Annotated in this window: 20 protein-coding genes; 4 read left to right on the top strand and 16 right to left on the bottom strand. The window is 49.8% G+C overall.

Going from position 1 to position 21387, the window contains the following annotated elements; all coding sequences use genetic code 11:
- Positions 1 to 155: 155 nt before the first annotated feature.
- Complete coding sequence (locus tag HMPREF1863_RS02785) at positions 156 to 2159, bottom strand: sodium-translocating pyrophosphatase (protein WP_068367182.1); 2004 nt, start codon at positions 2157 to 2159, stop codon at positions 156 to 158.
- Positions 2160 to 2171: 12 nt separating this feature from the next.
- On the bottom strand, positions 2172 to 2408 hold the full coding sequence (gene secG, locus HMPREF1863_RS02780) for a preprotein translocase subunit SecG (protein ID WP_068367179.1): 237 nt from the start codon (positions 2406 to 2408) through the stop codon (positions 2172 to 2174).
- Between the two features lie 166 nt (positions 2409 to 2574).
- Between secG and HMPREF1863_RS02775 the strand changes: the two genes are divergently transcribed.
- Complete coding sequence (locus HMPREF1863_RS02775; protein ID WP_068367178.1) at positions 2575 to 4200, top strand: gamma-glutamyltransferase family protein; 1626 nt, start codon at positions 2575 to 2577, stop codon at positions 4198 to 4200.
- 304 nt (positions 4201 to 4504) lie between these two features.
- On the opposite strand, the gene HMPREF1863_RS02765 is transcribed toward HMPREF1863_RS02775, so the two are convergent.
- From HMPREF1863_RS02765 to gap, 14 genes are all read right to left on the bottom strand, one after another.
- Entirely contained in the window at positions 4505 to 5914 is a 1410-nt protein-coding gene (locus HMPREF1863_RS02765; protein WP_232300096.1) for a phospholipase D family protein, read from the bottom strand.
- A gap of 82 nt (positions 5915 to 5996) precedes the next feature.
- Positions 5997 to 6803 (bottom strand): ABC transporter ATP-binding protein, encoded by an 807-nt coding sequence (locus HMPREF1863_RS02760; protein ID WP_068367172.1) that lies wholly within the window; start codon positions 6801 to 6803, stop codon positions 5997 to 5999.
- Entirely contained in the window at positions 6796 to 7773 is a 978-nt protein-coding gene (locus HMPREF1863_RS02755; protein WP_068367169.1) for an ABC transporter ATP-binding protein, read from the bottom strand. Before HMPREF1863_RS02755 ends, HMPREF1863_RS02760 begins: the two co-directional genes overlap by 8 nt.
- A 2-nt stretch (positions 7774 to 7775) precedes the next feature.
- Positions 7776 to 8627 carry a nickel transporter permease gene (gene nikC / locus HMPREF1863_RS02750; protein WP_068367168.1) on the bottom strand — a complete coding sequence of 284 codons (852 nt, stop codon included), beginning with the start codon at positions 8625 to 8627 and terminating at the stop codon, positions 7776 to 7778.
- Positions 8628 to 8636: 9 nt separating this feature from the next.
- Positions 8637 to 9563 (bottom strand): ABC transporter permease, encoded by a 927-nt coding sequence (locus tag HMPREF1863_RS02745; protein ID WP_068367167.1) that lies wholly within the window; start codon positions 9561 to 9563, stop codon positions 8637 to 8639.
- Between the two features lie 63 nt (positions 9564 to 9626).
- Complete coding sequence (locus HMPREF1863_RS02740; protein WP_068367165.1) at positions 9627 to 11150, bottom strand: ABC transporter substrate-binding protein; 1524 nt, start codon at positions 11148 to 11150, stop codon at positions 9627 to 9629.
- Between the two features lie 82 nt (positions 11151 to 11232).
- Positions 11233 to 12504, bottom strand: coding sequence for a UDP-N-acetylglucosamine 1-carboxyvinyltransferase (murA, locus tag HMPREF1863_RS02735; RefSeq protein ID WP_068367163.1), 1272 nt, complete (start codon positions 12502 to 12504; stop codon positions 11233 to 11235).
- A 158-nt stretch (positions 12505 to 12662) separates the two neighbouring features.
- On the bottom strand, positions 12663 to 13037 hold the full coding sequence (gloA, locus tag HMPREF1863_RS02730; protein WP_068367161.1) for a lactoylglutathione lyase: 375 nt from the start codon (positions 13035 to 13037) through the stop codon (positions 12663 to 12665).
- The gene (locus HMPREF1863_RS02725) at positions 13034 to 13477 is read right to left on the bottom strand and encodes a SixA phosphatase family protein (protein WP_068367160.1); all 444 of its coding nucleotides are present in this window, start codon (positions 13475 to 13477) and stop codon (positions 13034 to 13036) included. Before HMPREF1863_RS02725 ends, gloA begins: the two co-directional genes overlap by 4 nt.
- Positions 13478 to 13486: 9 nt before the next feature.
- Positions 13487 to 14767, bottom strand: a complete 1281-nt coding sequence (eno, locus tag HMPREF1863_RS02720) for a phosphopyruvate hydratase (RefSeq protein WP_068367159.1) — start codon at positions 14765 to 14767, stop codon at positions 13487 to 13489.
- A gap of 9 nt (positions 14768 to 14776) precedes the next feature.
- Positions 14777 to 16288, bottom strand: coding sequence for a 2,3-bisphosphoglycerate-independent phosphoglycerate mutase (gene gpmI / locus HMPREF1863_RS02715; protein ID WP_068367158.1), 1512 nt, complete (start codon positions 16286 to 16288; stop codon positions 14777 to 14779).
- On the bottom strand, positions 16281 to 17012 hold the full coding sequence (gene tpiA / locus HMPREF1863_RS02710; protein ID WP_068367156.1) for a triose-phosphate isomerase: 732 nt from the start codon (positions 17010 to 17012) through the stop codon (positions 16281 to 16283). Before tpiA ends, gpmI begins: the two co-directional genes overlap by 8 nt.
- A gap of 1 nt (position 17013) precedes the next feature.
- Positions 17014 to 18192 (bottom strand): phosphoglycerate kinase, encoded by a 1179-nt coding sequence (locus HMPREF1863_RS02705; protein WP_068367154.1) that lies wholly within the window; start codon positions 18190 to 18192, stop codon positions 17014 to 17016.
- A 43-nt stretch (positions 18193 to 18235) separates the two neighbouring features.
- Positions 18236 to 19246, bottom strand: a complete 1011-nt coding sequence (gene gap / locus HMPREF1863_RS02700) for a type I glyceraldehyde-3-phosphate dehydrogenase (protein ID WP_068367152.1) — start codon at positions 19244 to 19246, stop codon at positions 18236 to 18238.
- A 151-nt stretch (positions 19247 to 19397) separates the two neighbouring features.
- On the opposite strand from gap, the gene HMPREF1863_RS02695 reads away from it, so the two are divergent.
- From HMPREF1863_RS02695 to HMPREF1863_RS02685, 3 genes are all read left to right on the top strand, one after another.
- A complete protein-coding gene (locus tag HMPREF1863_RS02695) occupies positions 19398 to 19907 on the top strand; it encodes a guanylate kinase (RefSeq protein WP_068367150.1) in 510 nt (169 codons plus the stop codon).
- Positions 19908 to 19967: 60 nt separating this feature from the next.
- On the top strand, positions 19968 to 20915 hold the full coding sequence (locus tag HMPREF1863_RS02690; RefSeq protein WP_068367148.1) for a DMT family transporter: 948 nt from the start codon (positions 19968 to 19970) through the stop codon (positions 20913 to 20915).
- 156 nt (positions 20916 to 21071) lie between these two features.
- Positions 21072 to 21263, top strand: a complete 192-nt coding sequence (locus HMPREF1863_RS02685; protein WP_068367147.1) for a hypothetical protein — start codon at positions 21072 to 21074, stop codon at positions 21261 to 21263.
- Positions 21264 to 21387 lie beyond the last annotated feature (124 nt).

The raw sequence follows: 21387 nt of genomic DNA, 5'->3' as shown, positions 1-21387 counted from the left end.
CGAATCCGGGCGCCCTATTCCCTCCTCCTAAGATTCAGAGAAAGATTTTTGAATGAATGCTTTTCTTTTTCAAAAAAACTTCTGAATGAATTTTAAAAAAATACTTTTGCGTACAAAAAAATCAGCACAAGGGAATTCCCTTATGCTGATTGATCTTACATAAAGATGCCGCCGAATTGTACAAAGAGCGGAGCGAATACTAAGGATACGACGGTGATCAACTTGATTAAGATGTTCAAGCTGGGGCCGGAAGTATCTTTGAAGGGGTCGCCGACAGTGTCGCCGGTTACCGCTGCTTTGTGAGCATCGGAGCCTTTCCCGCCGTGTGCGCCGCCTTCGACGTATTTCTTAGCGTTGTCCCAAGCGCCGCCTGCGTTACTCATAAAGATTGCCATGAGTACGCCGGTGATGAGTGCACCTGCTTGAAGGCCGCCCAGTGCCTCCGTACCGAGCAAGAAACCTACGAGAAGCGGAACGACGACGGCGATAACGCCGGGTACGATCATTTCTTTAAGGGCTGCACCGGTGGAGATGTCGACACATTTTGCGTATTCCGGAGTGGAAGTACCTTCCATAATGCCGGGGATCGCTTTAAATTGACGACGTACTTCTTCGATCATGGCTGTGGCCGCATTACCTACCGCGCTCATGGTAAGAGCGGAGAAAGCGAAGGGCAACATACCGCCAATGAAGGTACCTGCAATGACGCCGGGCTTGGAGATGTCAATACCTGCAAGGCCTGTGGCGTGAATGTAGGATACGAACAAAGAAAGTGCCGTTAATGCTGCAGAACCGATGGCAAAACCTTTACCGATAGCGGCAGTGGTGTTACCTACGGAGTCGAGAGAGTCGGTGATGTCGCGAACTTCTTCGGGAAGTTCACACATTTCGGCAATACCGCCGGCATTGTCGGCGATGGGTCCGTATGCGTCGACGGCGATAGTGGATGCCGTCGTAGCGAGCATACCCACTGCTGCCAATGCGATGCTGTATAAACCGATAACGGGGTCTACGTGGCCGCCGCCAAGAGTGTACGCCGCAATAATACCGATAGCGAGTACGATAATCGGGCCGACGGTGGACATCATACCGACGGAAAGACCGGCGATGATGTTAGTGGACGCGCCCGTTTCGGATTCTCTCGCAATACGTTGTACGGGAGAGTATTCGGCAGCGGTGTAGTATTCGGTGATTTTCGAGATAATTAAGCCGACGCAAACGCCGATAATAACCGGCCAGAATACGGCAAGACTATCGAAGATTTTGTGAGCGAGGAAACCTGCAGATGCAATGGTAATGGCCGATGCAACATAGGTTCCGACGTTTAATGCTTTTTGCGGATTCTTGTCGCCTTTGACAAAGAACATGGAGATGATCGATGCCACGATACCGATGGCGGCAATGGAAAGACCGTATTGGATACCTTTGTCTTGGAATGCTACGAAGCCCAAGGTAATAACGGAAAGTAACGCACCGACATAAGATTCGAACAAGTCGGCGCCCATGCCTGCTACGTCGCCTACGTTATCGCCTACGTTATCGGCAATAACGGCGGGGTTTCTCGGGTCGTCTTCGGGAATACCGGCTTCGACTTTACCGACGAGGTCGGCACCGACGTCAGCCGCTTTGGTGTAAATACCACCGCCGACACGTGCGAAAAGCGCGATGGATGATGCACCGAGGGAGAAGCCCGTAATGATTTCGGCGTTGCCGAAACAGAGGTAGAATACGGAGATGCCGACGATACCGAGACCGACGACGATAAGACCCATAACGGCACCGCCGGAGAAGGCGATGTCGAGGGCTTTGCCCATGCCGTGGCTGTGAGCAGCTTGTGCCGTACGTACATTAGCTTTGGTGGCCGTGTTCATGCCGATGTAGCCGGCGAGAACGGAAAAGATAGCGCCGACGACAAAGCAGACGGCGGTTTGCCAGTTAATAGCAAAGAATAAAACGGCTGCCAACACGATGACAAAGACGGTAAGTGCTTTGTACTCACGTTGTAAAAACGCCATGGCCCCTTCGTGGATATAGCCTGCGATTTCTTTCATACGTTCGTTACCTGCATCTTGCTTACCGACGTAAGAAGCTTTAAAAAGGCCGAACAGAATGGCTATAATCCCGACGATAGGAGCAACAATTAAAATATTATAATTCATGATTCCTCCTGATTATTTCGTAATCGCAACTAACGCGATGGTCGCGATGAAAAAGACAATGGATGTTACGAGCGTAATACGCTTTAACATTTCTTTACGGCTCGTCCCCCGATTGGAGCCCCATTCAGACGAAGCACTTCCGCTGCCGTCAAGTGTTCCGAGACCGACTTGGTTGGATTCTTGAACTACTACTGATGCTGTAACGCAAATGGCAGAAAGAGCGACGATCACACTTAAAAATGTGCTCAAACTTACACCTCCTCGATGAAAATTTCTACTTATAACGTTTCTATACTACCATAGCGTAGACTTTATTGCAATTGAATTGTGGCCTAAAAAGGCTTGTTTTACACATTCGCCAAAACGTCACTTATCACTTTTCCCTGTGTTATACTGATCGAAAGGAGTGAATACCATGTATCAAGACTATCCCTACCCTTCCAAGCGCACCGTGACCTACGGCAAGGCCATGGTCCTCGCCTCAAATCCGTCGGCCGCAAAGGCCGGAGAATTTGTGTTACGTAAAGGCGGCAATGCCGTGGACGCCGCCATTGCCGTGGCCGCCGCCCAAACAGTTGTCGAGCCGACGAGCAACGGTCTGGGAAGTGATCTCTTCGCCATCCTCTCCATCGGCGATACCCTTTACGGCTACAACGGAAGCGGAAGAAGCCCGGCCTCCCTTTCCCTCGCCGCCATGAAGGAAAAGGGATACGCCGCCATGTCCGATTTCGGCATAGAATCCGTCGGCGTGCCCGGCGCCGTAAAAGCCTGGGTGGACATCCATCATCGCCACGGAAAGCTTCCCTTTAAAGACGTTCTCGCCCCCGCCATCGACTACGCGAAAAACGGCTTCATCCTCTCCCCGACGGTAGCGCGGATTTGGGCTATGGAACTTGAAAAGCGAAAGCACAATCGCTCCCCTCTTTACGACAGTTTTTGGGCGCAATTCTCTAATGGCGGCGAAGCACCGAAGGCCGGCGACACTGTGCGCTTCCCCCACATGGCGCGAACCCTGGAATCCATTGCGGGCGACGGCGGACAGGATTTTTATAACGGCAACATCGCCGAAAAAATCGAGTTCTTTATGAAAGAGCACGGCGGCTACATGACCGTTCGCGATTTGTCCCGCCAGGAAACCCTCGAGGTCGAGCCCCTTTCTGTTTCCTTTGAAGGCGTGGAAGTGTGGGAACTTCCCCCGAACGGCCAGGGCATTTCCGTTTTAATGGCTCTCGACATTTTAAAATACAAACGAACCGCACCTTGCGACGGCGCGAGCGCTCATTACATCGCCGAGGCGATTAAACGGGGCATGACCGACGCGGCGAAATATGTTGCCGATCCAGAGTATATGTCGTTAACGACAGAAGATCTCTTAAATCCAGAGTACTTGAAAAAGTGTGCTAATCGTATCGGCGAAAAAGCGGAAACCATTACCTACGGCAATCCCCTGGATCGCTCCACGGTCTATTTTGCCGTAGGCGATGAAGACGGCAACATGGTCTCCATGATTCAATCCAATTACGACGGCTTCGGCGCAGGGATCGTCGTGCCGGAAACGGGAATTTCTTTAAACAATCGCTTGTTGAATTTCGCGTTGGAAGAGGGACACGACAATTGCCTCGCCGGCGGAAAAAGACCTTACCACACGATTATCCCCGGTTTTCTTACAAAAGAGGGCAAGCCCTACGGCGCTTTCGGCGTGATGGGCGGCTTTATGCAACCACAGGGTCATGTACAAACCCTCCTGGAGCTTTTACGCTACGGGCGCAATCCCCAAGCCGCTCTCGATGCGCCGCGCTTTATGTGGACGGGGGAAAAGAATCTCGTCGTGGAAGAAGATTACGACGAAAAAGCCGTGGAAGAATTGATTCGACGCGGCCACCACGTGAAGCGCCCTTCCCACGATCTGGATATGGGTCGCGGCCAATACCTTCTCTACGACCGTGAGCGAAAAGTTTATATGGGCGGTACGGAAAAACGCTGCGACGGCTACATTGCCGTGGCGGACTCGTTTCTTTACAAACCATTCGCCGGTAAGTAGAATAGTGGTGTGAGGTGATATCATGAAAAATTGGAAAATAACGATTTTGCTCATTGCAGAATACTTTGTCTTTCTCCTTGCGGTAAACTACTTCGTTTCCAAGTGGTTCTACGGCCATTGGGAATTCAGAGATTTTTATACGAATACCTTTTATTGGGTCTTTCTGGGATCCACCATCTTTTTCAAAATCCTCATTTCCGTCCTTCGCAAGTATTTTAAAAAAAGCGATACCGAGAAAAAAAGTTGATTTTACGCAAGCAAAAACCGGAGACAACCACGTCTCCGGTTCTTTTTTCCAGTAATTTTACCAGGTGCAAAGGCCCGTGGCCTCCTGGAATTTCCACAGGGGCCGAATGAAAAAGCGTTCGTCTTTGTGCGACTCAAAGGGCAAGGTGTATTCCCCGCCCTCGTTGGTCCAAATGCGGTGGAAGTAATCCTCCACGGCCCGATGCATGGAGGAATTGCGTTCCATTTCCACGGCCACATCCGTTTCCAAATTGTAGTTATCCAAATTGCGGCGGGTGAAATTGCCGCTGCCTAAAATCGCCAGGGGCTTCTCTTCTTTAAAATCGAATACAATCATTTTCGTGTGGTATTGCTCGCCCCGGGTGTTGTACCAACGGATCTGAATGCTCGGTGCCTTCTCCTTCAGCTCGCTCAGTGCCGGCCGATTGGGGGCGCCGTTTTTCTCCAAACCGAAGGCATCTTTGTTTAAATCGGCGACGATTTTTATATCCACGTCGCGATTGGCCGCCGCCTCCAAATCCTTTAAAATGCGAAATTCCGACAAATAGAAAATGCCGATATTGATCCTATCGCCTTTCTTGCTCTTGTTGATGTTCTCGGAAATGGCGTCGTAGATCGCCCCTTCGGTGATGACCTTCAGCCGATCCTGAGAGGTGACCTCCTCAGCCTTATAATCTTTTATCACAGGGGGAATTTCTTTAAAAAAGATGCTTTCCGAGCGGATCAAATCCTCCACAGCCCCTCCGCGAAAGAGGAGGGCCACATTGGAGTGGTAGGCGCTGGGATCGTGGGGATTGGCGGAAGCCACCATGGCTTCTTTTTCGGAAATCACCACTTTTCGGTGATTGCCCTTGAAATTCAAAAGCTTTAATAGGGAGCGCACCGTCACCTTCTCCCCTTCTTTGGCGAAAAAGTTTCTAATCCGCCCATTTCCCGCCGTGCCGAACCACTGAATGTAGGCGCGGTAAATGCCGGAGAACAGAGGATTGGAGTCCCGCATGCGGTTTAAGTCCGTGACCACCACCTCGATGCCGGCCTCCTTCAACCGCTTTATATTGGCCTCTTCGTAGGCGCCGTAGAAATTGTTGATCGGGTCTGTGACAAACAAAATGGACATATCGGGATTTTCTCGCTTCTTTTCGATGAGAAGATCCGTCATGGCTGCCACCTGTTTCGGGCAGTCTACATCGTTGTCGTAAGTGGCGTTAAAGAGGAAAAAATCCACCATGAGAAATTCCTCGGCCCCCCGGATCACTTCCATCTCCCGATCAAAAATTTTCTGCTCGCGGACGTTCTCCTCGTCTTTTACATAACTCAAATCGTAAATAAATTCCGTTTCCGCCGGAGAAAATTCACCGGACACATTGGTTCCCTCGGGATTTTTCGTGGCAAAGCTGTAGGCCGTGGGGATCAACCACATGAGAAGAAGAATCCATAGGGCGGCTTTTTTTCTCGATAATCTCTTCAATCGTCCCCTCCTTTTTCACCATTATAACAAAAATGCACCGATTCCCGCCGAAACAGTTTCCGCGAGAAGTCGGTGCATTTATTTATTTGCAATGAGGATCTAACGGCGGTACCGCCGAAAGAAGTTTTTTCGTGTAGTCCTCTTGAGGACTCTTCATAATACTATCTCGATCGTTGATCTCCACGAGTTTTCCATGGTACATGACGCCGATACGATCGGAAATATGTTCTACAACGGCGATGTCGTGGGAAATAAAGAGATAGCTCAGGTTGCGCTCTTCTTGTAATTCTTCCAAGAGATTAATGATCTGCGCCTGAATGGACACGTCCAATGCCGAGGTGGGTTCGTCGGCTAAAATCAACGTAGGTTCCACGACGAGGGCACGGGCGATACCGATGCGTTGACGTTGCCCGCCGGAAAATTCGTGGGGAAAGCGACCGAAGTGGGTTTCGGAAAGACCGCAGAGGGAGAGAGTTTCCTCCGCTCGCCTGCGAATCTCCGCCCGATCCAAATCGCCGTTTAAGTTAATCAAAGGTTCCATGACGATTTCCCGCGCGCTCATCTGAGGATTTAAAGAACTGTAAGGATCTTGAAAAATCATTTGAACATCTCGGCGAATGGCTTTTAGTTCCTTACCATCCGCTTTTAGGACATCCTTCCCCTTGTAGAGAATGGAGCCCTTCGCTTTTCCGTAAAGCCCTAAGATGCAACGTGCGAGAGTAGATTTTCCGCTTCCGCTTTCCCCGACGATGCCGAGAGTTTCTTTTTCTCCCAATGTAAAGGACACATCGTCCACAGCGCGAAACATTTTTTGGCTTTGACCGAAGATATTCTTTTTGCCGACGGGAAATTCCTGAACTAAATGGTTGACTTCAAGTAATTTATTCACAGCTTTCCCCCTCGTATAAAAAGCAGGCGACGCAATGGCCGGGATATTGCGCCCTCAGCTTCGGCACTTCTTCTCTGCATTTATCCATGCGACTTTCGCAGCGGGAGTAGAAGGGGCAATGCCCTTCCATTTCCGACGGAGGCGGCACATTGCCCGGAATATTGTAGAGTTTTTCTCCCCGATTTTCCAAAGTGGGTCGCGCCCGTAAAAGCCCCTTGGTGTAAGGGTGCATGGGCTTGTCGAAAATCGTGCAGACGTCGGATTTTTCCATGACCCGACCGCCGTACATCACCACCACATTGTCCGCCATTTGCGCCACGACGCCGAGATCGTGGGTAATGAGCATAATAGAGGTGTTGAGATTGCGCTTTAAATCGTCCATAAGCTCCAGCACTTCTTTTTGAATGGTCACATCCAGTGCCGTAGTCGGTTCGTCGGCGATTAAAAGCTTCGGCGACGAGGCCAGGGCGATGGCGATCATGACCCGTTGCCGTTGACCGCCGGAAAGTTCGTGGGGATAGCTTTTAGCTTTGTTGGCAGCGTCGTCGATTTCCACCATTTCCAACATTTCTATGGTTTTTTTCTTCGCCTCTTCTTTGGAAAGGCCCATAATGCGGCGATAGACTTCTTCGATTTGAAAGCCTACTTTAAGCGCCGGATTTAAACTGGTCATAGGTTCTTGGAAGATCATGGCGAGATCGCGACTTCTAAGTTTGCGCCGCTCCACAGGATCCATGTCGAGGATATTTTTCCCCTGATAGAGAATCTCCCCTTCGTCGATTTTTCCCATGGGCCGCGGCAAAAGACCCATAAGGGAAAGGGCGGTGACGCTTTTGCCGCTGCCGCTTTCGCCGACGACGGCAAGGGTGGAGCCTTCGGGAATGGAAAAGCTCACGCCGTTTACAGCGTGTACTACGCCCTTATCCGTATAAAAGGAAGTATGGAGATTTTTAAATTCGATTAAATTCACAGCTACCCCCTTTGTTTAACATCCAGCGTGTCGCTGAGTCCGTCGCCGAAAAGATTCAGCGAAAAGATCGTAAGGGCGATGGCGAGGCCGGGGAAAATAGTCATGTGGGGATAATCCCGAATGTAACTTCTCCCTTGAGACAGCATGCCGCCCCATTCCGGCGTCGGCGGTTGCACGCCGAGACCGATAAAGCTCAAGCTCGCCGCCTGTAAAATCGCCGTACCCACGCCCAATGTGGCCTGTACGATAATCGGCCCCGTGCAGTTGGGCAGAATATGGCGAAAAATCAGGCGAAAATTACTCGCCCCGCCGATTTTTGCCGCCTCCACATATTCCTGCTCTTTCACGGAAAGCACGCTGGCTCTTACGATGCGGGCGTAGTTTGTAATGCTCGAAAGGGACACGGCGAGGATTAAATTGCGAATTCCCGTGCCCAAGACGGCGGAAATAGCGATGGCTAAAATTAACGACGGTATGGAGAGAATAATATCCACAAGACGCATCATGAGGTTATCTACTGCTCCGCCGAAAAATCCGGCGACAGCGCCGATGATCGTGCCGATAATGACGGAGATAATGGTGGCGACGAGGCCGATAAAAAGAGAGATCCGCGCGCCGTACACCACATTTGAAAAGATATCCCGCCCGAAATTATCCGTGCCGAAAAAATGCGTCGCCGACGGCGATTGGAAACGCGCTGCCAAATCTTGCGCTTCCGGCGCCTGAGTGGCGATCAAAGGCGCAAAGACGGCGATGATCACCATGGCGAGAATGATGATGAAGCCCGCAACGGCCATTTTGTTTTTGTAAAAAATATGCAGGAGGTCTTTGATTCGCGATTGTTTCTGTTCCATAAGCCCTCCTTATTCGTATTGGCTTCGAACCCGAGGATCGAGGAAGCCGTAGAGAATGTCGACGATGAGATTTAAAATGCAGTACGAAAGTGAAATCAAGAGCACGGCGCCGAGAATCATGGGGTAGTCTCTCGCCGTAATGCTTTGTACCATGTGCCGCCCGATGCCGGGAATGGAAAAGATGGTTTCCGTGAGCACACTGCCGCCGATGAGAGAGCCGGTTAAAAGGCCGGCGCTGGTTAATACGGGGATCATGGCGTTTTTAAGGGCGTGGACGAAAATAACGTAGCGTTCCCTAAAGCCTTTGGACCGTGCCGTTCGAATGTAATCTTTGTTTAAGACATCGAGCATAGAGGATCTGGTTTGACGCATGATCACCGCCATGGATTGAAAACCCAATGCAAAGCCCGGGAGAATCAAATGCTTAAAGGATCTAAGGCCCGATGAAGGCAACCAGCCCAGCTTCACGGAAAAGAGCAAAATAAACAAAAGCCCCGACCAGAAAATGGGCATGGAAAGGCCGATCATGCCGAAAAACATGGAAATTTTGTCGATCCAAGTGTATTTAAAGACGGCGCTTAAAATGCCGAAGAGGATGCCGAAAATAACGGCCACCGCCAGGGAAAATAAAGTGAGTTTTACCGTGGCGGGAAAATATTCCTTCAATGTATCCCCTACATCGGCGCCGGAAAGGTAACTCTTTCCCAAATCGCCGTGAAGGGCGCCTTTCATATAGCGTCCGTATTGTACGAGAAAGGGATCGTTGAGGCCCAGTTCTTCCCGGTAGGCCTCGATGGCCTCCGGCGGTGCGTGTTGCCCGAGTTTTGCTATGGCGGCGTCTCCCGGCGTTAAGTAGAGAAGCCCGAAAATAATGAGACTCACGCCGAGCATGGTAGGTATCATAAATAGCAGACGCCTTACAATATATTTAATCATGTTTCCCTCTTTCCTGTGAAACATGTAATAAAGACTCCCGAAAAGGAGTCTTTATTGCGGTGTTTATTCAAACGTGATGTGATAAAACTCGTTGCTTCCCGAGGGATCGGGATCGAAGTTTTTAATATTCTTTTGCGCGCCGATGATTTGTTCGCCGTAAAGGGCGAATACCACGGGGTGCTCTTTAATGACGAGCTCTTGCGCTTCTTTATAAATGGTGGCACGATCCTTTTCCGGTGCACGTAAACCTCTTTCGATCAAAGCGTCCAGTGCCGGATTGCCGTAGAACATAAAGTTCGGACCCGTTCCCTTTTTATCGGAATGATAGGTGGCGTAGAGAGGATAGTGCGCATCCACGACAGAAGGCGACCAGCTCATTAAGAACATATCGTGATCGTGATCCGGGCGAGCTAAAGTGGACATATAGGTATTCCATTCCATGGAATTAATTTCTACATTGAGTCCCACATCTTTCAGTTGCGATTGAATAATCGTCGCCATGTCGACTCGGGATTGTTGATCGTGGCAATAAAGCTTGATCGTTTCCCCTTCTTTTACGCCGGCCTCTTTTAAAAGCGCCTTGGCTTTTTCAACATCCCGCTTCACCGGTTGAATGGAATCGGAGATAGAGTAGGGAATGTTCGGGTTGACGGGGCCTGTGGCAACTTTGCCGTGTCCCATGTAAACTGCATCGATAATGGCCTGCATATCCAATGCATAGGTCATGGCTTCGCGAGCCTTGGGGTTTTGGAAAATACCCTTGTCTACCGTAAGGCCCATAAAGTGTACGGAATTGTCCAACTTGGTGTAAAGGGTTAAGTCGCCGTTTTCCTCCACTTTCGACGCATCGTTCGGAGCGATTTCCATGGCGATGTCCGCTTGGCCGCTGTCCAATTCGATAAGACGGTTGGAGTCTTCCGGAATAATACGGAAAATCATTTTGCTGAAAGCGGGCTTTTCACCCCAGTAATTTTCGTTGTAGCTGAGGGTCGTGTTGTCGAGCTTCTTCCAGTCGTCCAGCTTGAAGGGACCGGTGCCCACAGGTTTTGTACCCAAGCTTTCGGGATCGGCTTCCGTGGTGGTCTTATCCACGATCGAAGCTGCCGGGTGAGCCAATGCCGCTTTAAAGGTGGCGTCGGGGGCGGTGAGCTTAAATTTCAACACGTGGGGATCCAAGGTATCGTAACTTTTCGGATCGATTTGCTTAAAAATATAACCGTAAGCGTCGGATTGGGCGGCGCGGTTTAACGTATAGGCCACATCTTCCGAGGTCATGTCTTCGCCGTTGGAGAACTTGACGCCGTCGCGAAGTTTAATGACATAGCTTACATCGTCAGGTTGTTCGATGGATTCCGCCAGGCGGTTTTCCATGGTGCCGTCGGGTTTTCTAACGACGAGGGTGTCGTAGATTTGCTTGATGATGTTTTCTGCGTAAATGCTGTTTTGAATAATCGGGTCCATCGACTCCGCATCGGATGCCTGAGCGATGACGAGGCTGTCTTTGTCGCCGCCTTTAGAAGCGGAGCCGCCACACGCCGTCAACATAAGCGCCATGGCAATAAACATTGCCATTAAACGTTTCTTCATGGGTATCCCTTCACTTTCTGTTTGGTTCAATAAGTTTGAATAGCCTTCTTTTTATACCCTTTAGAAGCTTAAAAGAATCAGATTATACGTCCTCTTCTTCCCGCTCGATGCGATAAACATTGGCGCCCAGCCCGCGGAATTTTTCCTCGATGTCTTCATATCCTCTGTCGATATGGTAAATGTCGCGAATGACGGTTTTGCCTTCGGCGACGAGACCGACGAGGATCAGTGCCGCACCGGCACGTAAGTCGCTGGCTTTTACGGCTGTTCCCGTTAAATGTTTCGGCCCGACTACGACGGCGCTTCGACCGTCGATTTTTATATCGGCGCCCATTTTCTTAAATTCGTCCACGTGCATAAAGCGATTTTCAAAAACCGTTTCGATGGTCACATTACTGCCTTCGCATTGGGTCATGTAGGCCATAAATTGCGCCTGCATATCCGTGGGGAATCCGGGATAGGGAAGGGTTTTTATGTCGAAAGTTTTGGGAATTGGCGCCGCCTTTACGCGGATGTTTTCCCCTTCTTCGATAATCTCACAGCCCGATTCTTTTAATTTGGCAATCACGGGCTTAATGTGATTGGTAATGACATTTTCTACAAGGACGTCGCCACCTGTAATGGCCGCCGCCACCATAAAAGTACCCGCCTCGATGCGGTCAGGAATAATGGCGTGGCGCGCGCCCCCTAATTTTTCGACGCCGTCGATACGAATCGTCGACGTGCCGGCGCCGGTTACTTTTGCGCCGAGCTTTCTTAAAAAGTTTGAGAGATCGACGATTTCAGGTTCTTTTGCCGCATTTTCTATGACCGTTTCCCCTTCCGCTAAAACGGCAGCCATCATAATATTTTCCGTGGCGCCGACAGAAGGGAAATCCAAGTAAATTTTGTCGCCTTTTAAGCGATCGCAAGAAGCGGTAATGTTTCCGATATCTTCTTGAATATGGGCGCCTAATGCGCGGAAGCCCTTTAGGTGATAGTCGATGGGTCGCGCGCCGATGGAACATCCGCCGGGAAGAGAGTTCTCCGTCTTTCCAAGGCGCGCCAAAAGCGGCCCCATCACGAGGAATGAGGCCCGCATTTTACTCATAAGTTCAAAGGGCGTGCGGTATTCGTGTAAACCTGCGGAATTAATTTTAAGTTTTCCCTTGCCCAGTTTTTCCACGGTGGAACCTAAAGATTCCAAAAGATCGCACATAATATGTACGTCTTGTAATTCCGGTACTTCTTCTAAATAAATATCTTCCGTGCCTAAAAGACAAGCTGCTAAAATAGGCAGCGCCGCATTTTTAGCGCCGCTAATGCGCACGCGACCTTTTAACGCGGGACTTTTTTCCACGACGATTCTTTCCAAAACGATCTCCCCTTACCAAAACGATTTATATTTTCATAACCGAACAGGTTATGTCTTTAAACAAAATAAGAACGCTCGGAGTGCATACTCTAAGCGTTCTTATTGTATCATATTTAACCTGTATTGTCGGTGATTCCCCGTATTTTCCTAAGATAAAATCATTTGCTGCGAATCACTTCGGTTTTGTAACCGTCGGGATCGGTGACGAAGAAATAGCGCGGCGGATCGCCGGGAAGGCCTTTTAATTCCGTAACGTCGAATCCCGCTTTTTTCATCCGTTCGTGTTCTGCTTCGAGATCCTCCGCATAGACGGCGACGTGGCCATAGCCGTTTCCGATATCATAGGCTTCGTGGCCGATGTTATAGGTAAGCTCCAGCTCCGTTTCGTCCCCTTCCAATGCGAGGTAAACCAATTTAAAACCGTCTTTCGTGTGATCTTTTTCGCGGGTCACTTGATAGCCCAAGGCTTCTTCGTAAAAGCGAATGGATGCTTCCAGATCTTTTACGCGAATACAAGTGTGCGCATATTTCACGCTCTCACCCTTTCTATTTTATCTACATAGACGCCCTTATCTAAAATGGGGTCGTATTCGATGCGGTGAAGGCTCGCTTTTTTAACCGCCACAATTTGGCCGGTGATTTCTTCGATGGTGTAGCCTAAAGAGGGCTGATGGGCGATAAATAAAATCGGCTCATCGGTAATATAGGCCTTCATATTCCGCCAGCGCGTGGCGTCTTTATAGCTCACGATTTTAACGTCGTGAACACCCAGCTTTTTGGCAACAACTTCCGCCGTCTCCACGGCCCGTTTATATTCCGAGACGATGATTTTTTGCGGCAGAGGCCATTCTCTTCTTAAAAAAGCATCGGCCGTGTCTTCCGCCTGAAAGATCCCTTCTTGTGTAAGGGCTCTTTCCTCGTCTCGATCGGCGAAGCTTTCCGCATCGCCGTGTCGCATAAGATATAAAATCATATTTGCCTCTTATTTTCTAAATACATTCATTCCTTCATAACGTGCCAATTCGCCCAGTTCATCTTCAATTCTCAGTAATTGATTGTACTTGGCGACGCGATCGGTTCTCGCCGGCGCGCCGGTTTTAATTTGGCCGGCATTTAACGCCACGGCGAGGTCGGCGATGGTGGCATCTTCCGTTTCGCCGCTTCTATGACTGATGACGGCGGTCATGGACGCGCGATGTGCCATTTGTACGGAATCGATGGTTTCCGACAAGCTGCCGATTTGGTTCAGTTTGACGAGAATAGAGTTGGCAACCCCTTCTTCAATGCCCCGTGCGAGACGTTTTACATTGGTTACGAATAAATCGTCGCCGACCAATTGAATTTTGTCGCCGAGTTTTTCCGTAAGAAGTTTCCAGCCTTCCCAATCGTCTTCGTCCAAGCCGTCTTCGATGCTCATAACGGGATAGCGGGATGTAATCTCTTCATACCACGCCACCATATCCGCCGCGGTTTTTTCTTTGCCTTCTCCTGCGAGGACGTAGACTTTCTTTTCGGTGTCGTACATTTCAGAAGCCGCCACGTCCAGTGCAAAGACGATGTCTTTTCCCGGCGTCAAGCCTGCGGATTTTACCGCTTCCACAATAAGATCCAAGGCTTCCACATTGCTGTCTAAGTTCGGAGCGAAGCCGCCTTCGTCGCCGACGCCTGTGGAGAGTCCCTTTTCTTTAATGACTTTTTTCAGATGGTGGTAAACTTCCGCGCCCATGCGAAGACCTTCTTTAAAGCTTGTGGCACCGACGGGCATAATCATAAATTCTTGAATGTCCACATTGTTATCGGCGTGTTCCCCGCCGTTTAAAATATTCATCATGGGAACGGGAAGGGTGCGCGCGCCGACGCCGCCGATGTATTGATAAAGAGGAAGACCCAATTCGTCGGCAGCCGCTTTTGCCACGGCTAAGGACACGCCTAAAATTGCATTGGCACCGAGTTTGCTCTTGTTGTCCGTGCCGTCTAAGGCGAGGAGCGCTTCGTCGATTCCCAATTGATCCAATACGTCGTAATCTAAAAGATCGTGGGCGATCACTTCGTTTACATTGGCTACGGCATTTTCCACGCCCTTGCCCATGTAGCGATCGTCGCCGTCGCGAAGCTCTACCGCTTCGTATTCGCCGGTGCTGGCGCCGGAGGGAACGATGGCGCGGCCGAATCCGCCGCCTTGTGTGTAAACTTCAACTTCCACCGTGGGATTTCCTCGGCTATCCAGTACTTCACGTCCGTAAATTTCAATAATGCTGCTCATGTCGTCTCCTTATTTCCATAAACTGCGGCCGGTCATGGCCTCGGGTTTTTCGATGTATAGTTCTTCTAAAATGGTGGGCGCAATGTCGGCGAGAATGCCGTCGTCCAGCTGCCGCTCAAATCCCACGGGAATTAAAAATACGGGATTGGTAGTGTGGGATGTTACGGGATTTCCCTCTTCATCTTTCATGACGTCGCAATTGCCGTGATCCGCCGTAATGAGCGCACGACCGCCTTTTTTCTCTAAGGCGTCCAATACGTTTCCGAGGGATTCATCCACCGCTTCCACTGCGCGAATAGCGGCTTCCAATACGCCGGTGTGGCCTACCATGTCGGGATTGGCGTAGTTGACGATGTAAACATCGGCGAGATCTTTATTAATGGCATTAATAAGTTGTCGGCCGACGAGATCGGCGCGCATTTCCGGCTCCAAATCGTAGGTCGCCACTTTCGGCGAAGGCACGAGGATGCGGTATTCTCCCATGTAGGGATTTTCCCTGCCGCCGCTTAAAAAGAAAGTGACGTGGGCATATTTTTCCGTCTCGGCAATGCGAAGTTGCTTCATGCCCTGATCGGAAATAACCTGCCCCAAAGTATCTTTCAATTCCTCTTTCGGATACATGACGTGGGTGTCGGGAATGGTTTCGTCGTAATCGGTCATGGTGACCATATGCACTTTAGGGAAAAGTTTGCGCTCAAATCCGTCAAAAGCGGGATCGGTAAAGGTGCGCACAATTTCACGAGCGCGATCGGGGCGGAAATTAAAGAATAAGAATACGTCGCCGTCTTTTATACGGCCTACGGCTTCCCCATTGCGTTCCAGGTAAGCGGGCTCGAAAAATTCGTCCGTATTATGTTCTTTGTAAGAGGCCTCGAAAAGCCCATCGGCGTCTGCAAAACCTCGCCCTTTTCCCTGAGTGAAGAGATCGTAGGCCACTTCTACGCGCTCCCAGCGCGTGTCTCTGTCCATGGCGTAAAAGCGACCGATTAAACTCACCACTTCCCCTGCGTCTAGGGCTTTCAGGTCGTCCTGCAGCTTTTTAATTTCTTCGCGAGCCGATGTCGGCGGTACATCTCGTCCGTCTAATATAGCGTGAATGTAAATTTTTTCTACGCCCGCTTCTTTGGCGAGCTTCACGAGGGCGACGAGATGATCCCTATGGGAGTGAACACCGCCGTCGGATACGAGCCCGACCAAATGGAGGGCGTGATCCTTCGCATGCAAAAAGCCTTCTTGCAGAACGGGGTTTTTCGCCAACGTGCCGTCTTTTGCGTCGCGGGTAATGCGCGTCAATTCCTGATACACCACGCGGCCGGCGCCGATATTCGTATGGCCCACTTCGGAATTTCCCATTTGGCCGTCGGGCAAACCGACCGCTTCCCCTGAAGCTTGGAGCTGAGCGTAGCCATTTTCCATTAAGCGATCCAATACGGGCGTATGGGCTTGATCGAAAGCATTGTTGGGGCCTCCTTCGGCGAGTCCCAGCCCGTCGAGTATAGCGAGTAAAATAGGCTTAGACATGGGAAACCTCGTCGATAATGCCCTTAAAGGAATCCGCCTTTAAACTTGCGCCGCCGACGAGGACGCCGTCGATTTCGCCCGCCTTTAAAAAGCCCGCCACATTGTCGGCCTTCACGCTGCCGCCGTAGAGAATCCTCACAGCTTCTCGATAGCTTTCGGGAAGTTCTTTACGAATATCCGAAATGACCTCATTGGCATCCTCCGCACTTGCGGTTTTCCCCGTGCCGATGGCCCAAATAGGCTCATAAGCTAAGAGGAAATGTTCGTCCTTTACAGATTCTAAGGCCGAGTGCACTTGTTTCTTTAAAAAATCCATGCGCTTGCCGCTACCATAAACGTCTTCGTCTTCGCCGAAGCAAATAATAGGCATCAGACCCGTTTCAATGGCGCGGGCGATTTTCTTTTGAATGACCGCGTCGCTTTCCCCTCTTCCGCGGCATTCGCTATGCCCGATAATCACGTAGCGACAGCCTATATCCTTTAGCATTTCCCCGGCAATTTCTCCCGTATGAGCGCCGAAAGTGTCTTCCGAAAGATTTTGCGCCGCCAGGGCGAAGTCCGTCTTTTCGATATACGATGCCACCCGATCCAAATGGGTAAAGGGCGGCGCGATAATAACTTCCGCGCCCTTTGCTTCCACGGGAACCAATGCTTTAATAAGCGCTTCCCCTTCTTTCAGGGTGGTGTTCATTTTCCAATTGCCGGCAACAACTTTTTGTCTCATATTAAACCCCTTCTATGGCTTGAATGGCGGGGAGAGATTCTCCTTCTAAAAATTCCAAACTGGCGCCGCCGCCGGATGAAATATGGCTCATTTTATGGGCAAGTCCGGATTGTGTAATGGCCGCTGCGGAATCGCCGCCGCCGATGACCACTTCCCCGTCCAGTGCGCCTAAACATTCGGCGAGGGCGACTGTGCCCTTGTCGAAAGGCTTGGTTTCAAACACGCCGGCCGGCCCGTTCCAGACGACAGATTTCGCCGTCTTCAACACATCGCCGTAACGGCGAACCGTATCTTCGCCAATGTCCAGCGCCATTTCGTCGGCTCCGATGGCGTCAGCAGAAACGGTGTGGGCAGTTTCCGGCGCGTCGATCCCCTTTGCCACCACGAGATCTGTGGGGAGGAGAAGCTTCACGCCTTTTGCTTCCGCTTTTTCCACGAGCATCTTCGCCCGTTCCACTTCCCCTTCTTCCACGAGGGAGGCGCCCATATTTTTGCCTTCACTTAATAAGAAGGTATTCGCCATGGCGCCTACGATTAACACGCCGTCGCATACGTCGATTAAATGCTCGATAACGGCAATCTTATCGCTGACTTTGGCGCCGCCTAAAATGGCGATAAAGGGACGTTTCGGGTTGTTTAAAAGTTCCGAAAGCACCTTCACTTCTTTGCCCATTAAAAAACCGAGAGCCGAGGGAAGTTCCTTTACAATGCCTACATTGGATGCGTGGGCGCGGTGAGCGGTACCGAAAGCGTCGTTGACGTAGCAATCGGCGAGGGATGCCAATTCTTTGGCAAAGGCGGGATCATTTTTCTTTTCTTCGTTTCTGAAACGGAGATTTTCCAAAAGACCGATGTCGCCGGGTTTTAAATTCCGCGCCATAGCCACTACATGGTCGTCGACGACGCGCTCAGAAAACATGGGGATAATCTCTTTCCCCAACACTTTTTCAGCCGCTTGGCGTACAGGCTCCATGCTGAACCCTTCGTCGTATTCCCCTTTCGGGCGGCCGCGATGACTCATTAAAATCACGGCAGCTCCTTGTTCCAACAGATAATCGATAGTGGGCTTTGCCGCTTCAATGCGGGTCGTATCGGTTACATTCTTGTCCTTAACGGGAACATTAAAATCCACCCTGACGAGGACAGTCTTTCCCGAAACATTCAGTGATTGAATATCCATAAAACCTCCAAGAAAAATCGAGCCCCTAAGAGCTCGACTTCATTTACATTTTTTCTGCAACTAAACTTGCCAAGTCGATAACTCGTTGACTATAACCCCATTCATTGTCGTACCAGGAGAACACTTTTACGAATTTTCCGTGGGCCAAGGTAAGGGATGCGTCGAAAATAGAAGCGTGGGGATCGGCGATAATATCGGATGAAACGATGGGATCTTCCGTATAAGCTAAAATGCCTTTCATCGGGCCTTCCGCCGCTTTCTTGACAGCTGCATTGATTTCTTCCACAGTGGCTTCTTTTTCAAGTTCGAAAACCATATCGGTAATGGAACCGGTGGGAACGGGAACGCGAAGGGCGTGGCCGTCCAATTTGCCGGCGAGTTCGGGAATAACTTGGGCTACGGCTTTAGCGGCTCCCGTAGAAGTGGGGATAATATTTTCCGCTGCGGCGCGCGCTCTTCGCCAGTCTTTTTTGTGTTTGGCATCGTGAATGTGTTGGTCATTGGTATAGGCGTGAACCGTTGTCATCATGCCCTTTTCAATGCCGAAGGTATCGAGTATAATTTTGGTCACCGGCGCCATGCAGTTCGTGGTGCAAGATGCGTTGGATAAGAAATGATGTTTTTCGTTGTCGTAAAGATGATCGTTTACGCCCATAACGATGGTAATGTCTTCCCCTTTTGTAGGAGCGGAGACGATCACTTTCTTAGCCCCTGCAGCGAAGTGTTTTTCCACGCCTTCTCTGTCTTTGAAAGCGCCGGTGGTATCGATGACGATGTCCACATTATTTGCTTTCCAGGGAATATTTTGAGGATCACGTTCGGCCGTAATGACGATGTCTTTGCCGTCGATTTTAAAGCCCTTGTCCGTTACGTCGATTTCGCCGGGGTAACGACGATAGACCGTATCGTATTTAAATAGGTGAGCCATTAAGCTCCAATCGCCACTGGCATTTAATTGAACCAGTTCAAAAGGTAAATCCTTGCGAAGACAAATTCCCCGAACCACGTCGCGACCGATGCGACCGAAACCGTTTACGCCTACACGAATTGACATTGTTTCCTCCTTAAAATTAAATTCATTTTCATATCTATTGTTCATTGACCTGCGACATGTACGCGCCGCAGGATTCGATTAAAACCGTCAGTTTCATCATATCAGAAACTTGGCTTCTGTGCGACATCTTCACTAAAAGAAAGGATAAAATATGCTCTTTGTACTCCTCGGCCCATCGGGATCCGGGAAAACCACTCAGGCGAAAAAACTCGCCGAGCTTCCCCATTTCCATAAGATCATTACCGCCACCACGCGCCCTGCGCGCCCGAGCGAAAAAGACGGGCGAGATTATTATTTTTTATCGGACACTGGCTACGACGAGAAATTAAAACGAGGCGAACTTTTGGCGCCGACTCAAATCCACGGCGCCCGCTACGGCATTCCCAAAGAAGATCTCCTCGCCCTCGCCCAATCGAACCATCGCCACGGCGTCGTGGTCTTGGACGATCGCGGGGCAAAGGAATTGCGCGCACTGGGCGCCATCGCCATCGCCTTAACCTTACCGGAAGCGGAGCGCCATCGTCGCCTCGAGCGTCGTAAAGAAAAAGGCCGCTTTCAAAAAGAAGAAACGGACTTTATAGCCGATGACACTCTTTCCTCGGAAGGCAATGTGGAAGATGTCTTTAGCCATTTAAAAAACTGCGTGGAAAAATATTTGTAATCCCTCACTGAATTTTTACCCCTACATTCTCGTTGTGCTACACTATCTTCGAGGTGTGTTATGAATTTAATCTATGTTTTTGTCGCAGCCCTTTTATTTTCCTCCATGGAAGTCGCCATTAAATTAACCGGCGGCGTCTTTCACCCGGTGCAGCTGAATTTTATTCGCTTTCTCGTCGCGGCCCTTATCCTCCTTCCCCTTAGCAGAAGAGAGCTTAAACAGGTTCACTATACACTAAGCGGAAAAGATTACATACACTTTGCCTTTACGGGCTTTCTCTGCATCGTCGTGTCCATGACCTTTTACACATTGTCCGTTTCATTTCTGGACGCCCACGTGGCGGGGATTTTATTTTGCTCCAATACCTTTTTCTCCATGATCCTCGCCCACTTCTTTACGTCGGAAAAATTCAGCCGCAGAACCTTTTATTCCGTACTCCTTTCCTTCGTGGGGTTTCTCATTTTAGTAAACCCATTCCATTTTAAAGGATCCTTTTTAGGCGTTATCATCATTTCCATTTCCGCACTGACCTTTTCCCTTTACGCCCTCGTCGGAAAAGTCCTTTACGGCGACAAACCCTTTAAAGCCCCTACCATTACATCCTATTCCTTCTTCTTCGGCGTGGCGGAACTTTTCATCCTCATCGCCCTATCCCACACGCAAGGGGCGGCGCAGCTTTTATCCGCCATGGGATTGGATCTTTTCGTGGACATTCCGATTTTGGCAGGCATAAGCGGAGACAATCTGCTTATTCTCCTCTACATTTGCATCTTCGTAACGGGCATCGGCTTTGCGAGTCACTTCTTCGCCGTGGAGAAAAATCCCGTGTCCATATCCTCCCTCGTCTTCGCCGTAAAACCCGTACTCGCCTCCATGATGGCGTCGATCTTCTTAGGCGACCGGATTTACCCCTACGAAATCGTGGGTATCATTATCATATCCGTGGCATCGACCTCCATCTTTATGGAACGACTGATCGACGAAAAGAAATTAAAGACAAACGCATAAAACAAAAAACAAGTAAGCAACTCCCGGATATGGAGAAACTTACTTGTTTTTTTAATGCTTAACCTTTTACCGAGCCCGACGTCAGGCCGGAAATGAGGAATTTTCTAAATAACAGAGCGCCTAACGAACTCCATTACAAAAGGCGATGAATTCATCGTGGACATTATCGAAAATCTCGGCAGCGAACAATTGGTGACGCTGAAATATTTACAAAATCCTGAACACACCCTCGTCGTCAAATCACCGAGCCACATTTCCTACGCACTCGGCGAAAAAGTAGGGCTCGAATTTTCAAAAGAAAGCCTCCACCTTTTCGACGGAACGGCAGAAACACGAATTATAGAATAACGAAAGGTAGCACCCCTGGCATAGCCAGGGGTATTCTAATGCAAAAAAAATTGAGCAAGCAGAATGCTTACTCAATTTTTCCAGTTTTGAAGTCACTCTATAGTGAAATGGAGTTAAGGTTTTA

This window comes from Aedoeadaptatus coxii (genome assembly GCF_001553115.1).
GTDB classification, from domain to species: domain Bacteria; phylum Bacillota; class Clostridia; order Tissierellales; family Peptoniphilaceae; genus Aedoeadaptatus; species Aedoeadaptatus coxii.
The sequence above is the reverse complement of the archived record's forward strand: the minus strand, read 5'-3'. Positions and strand labels throughout refer to the sequence as shown.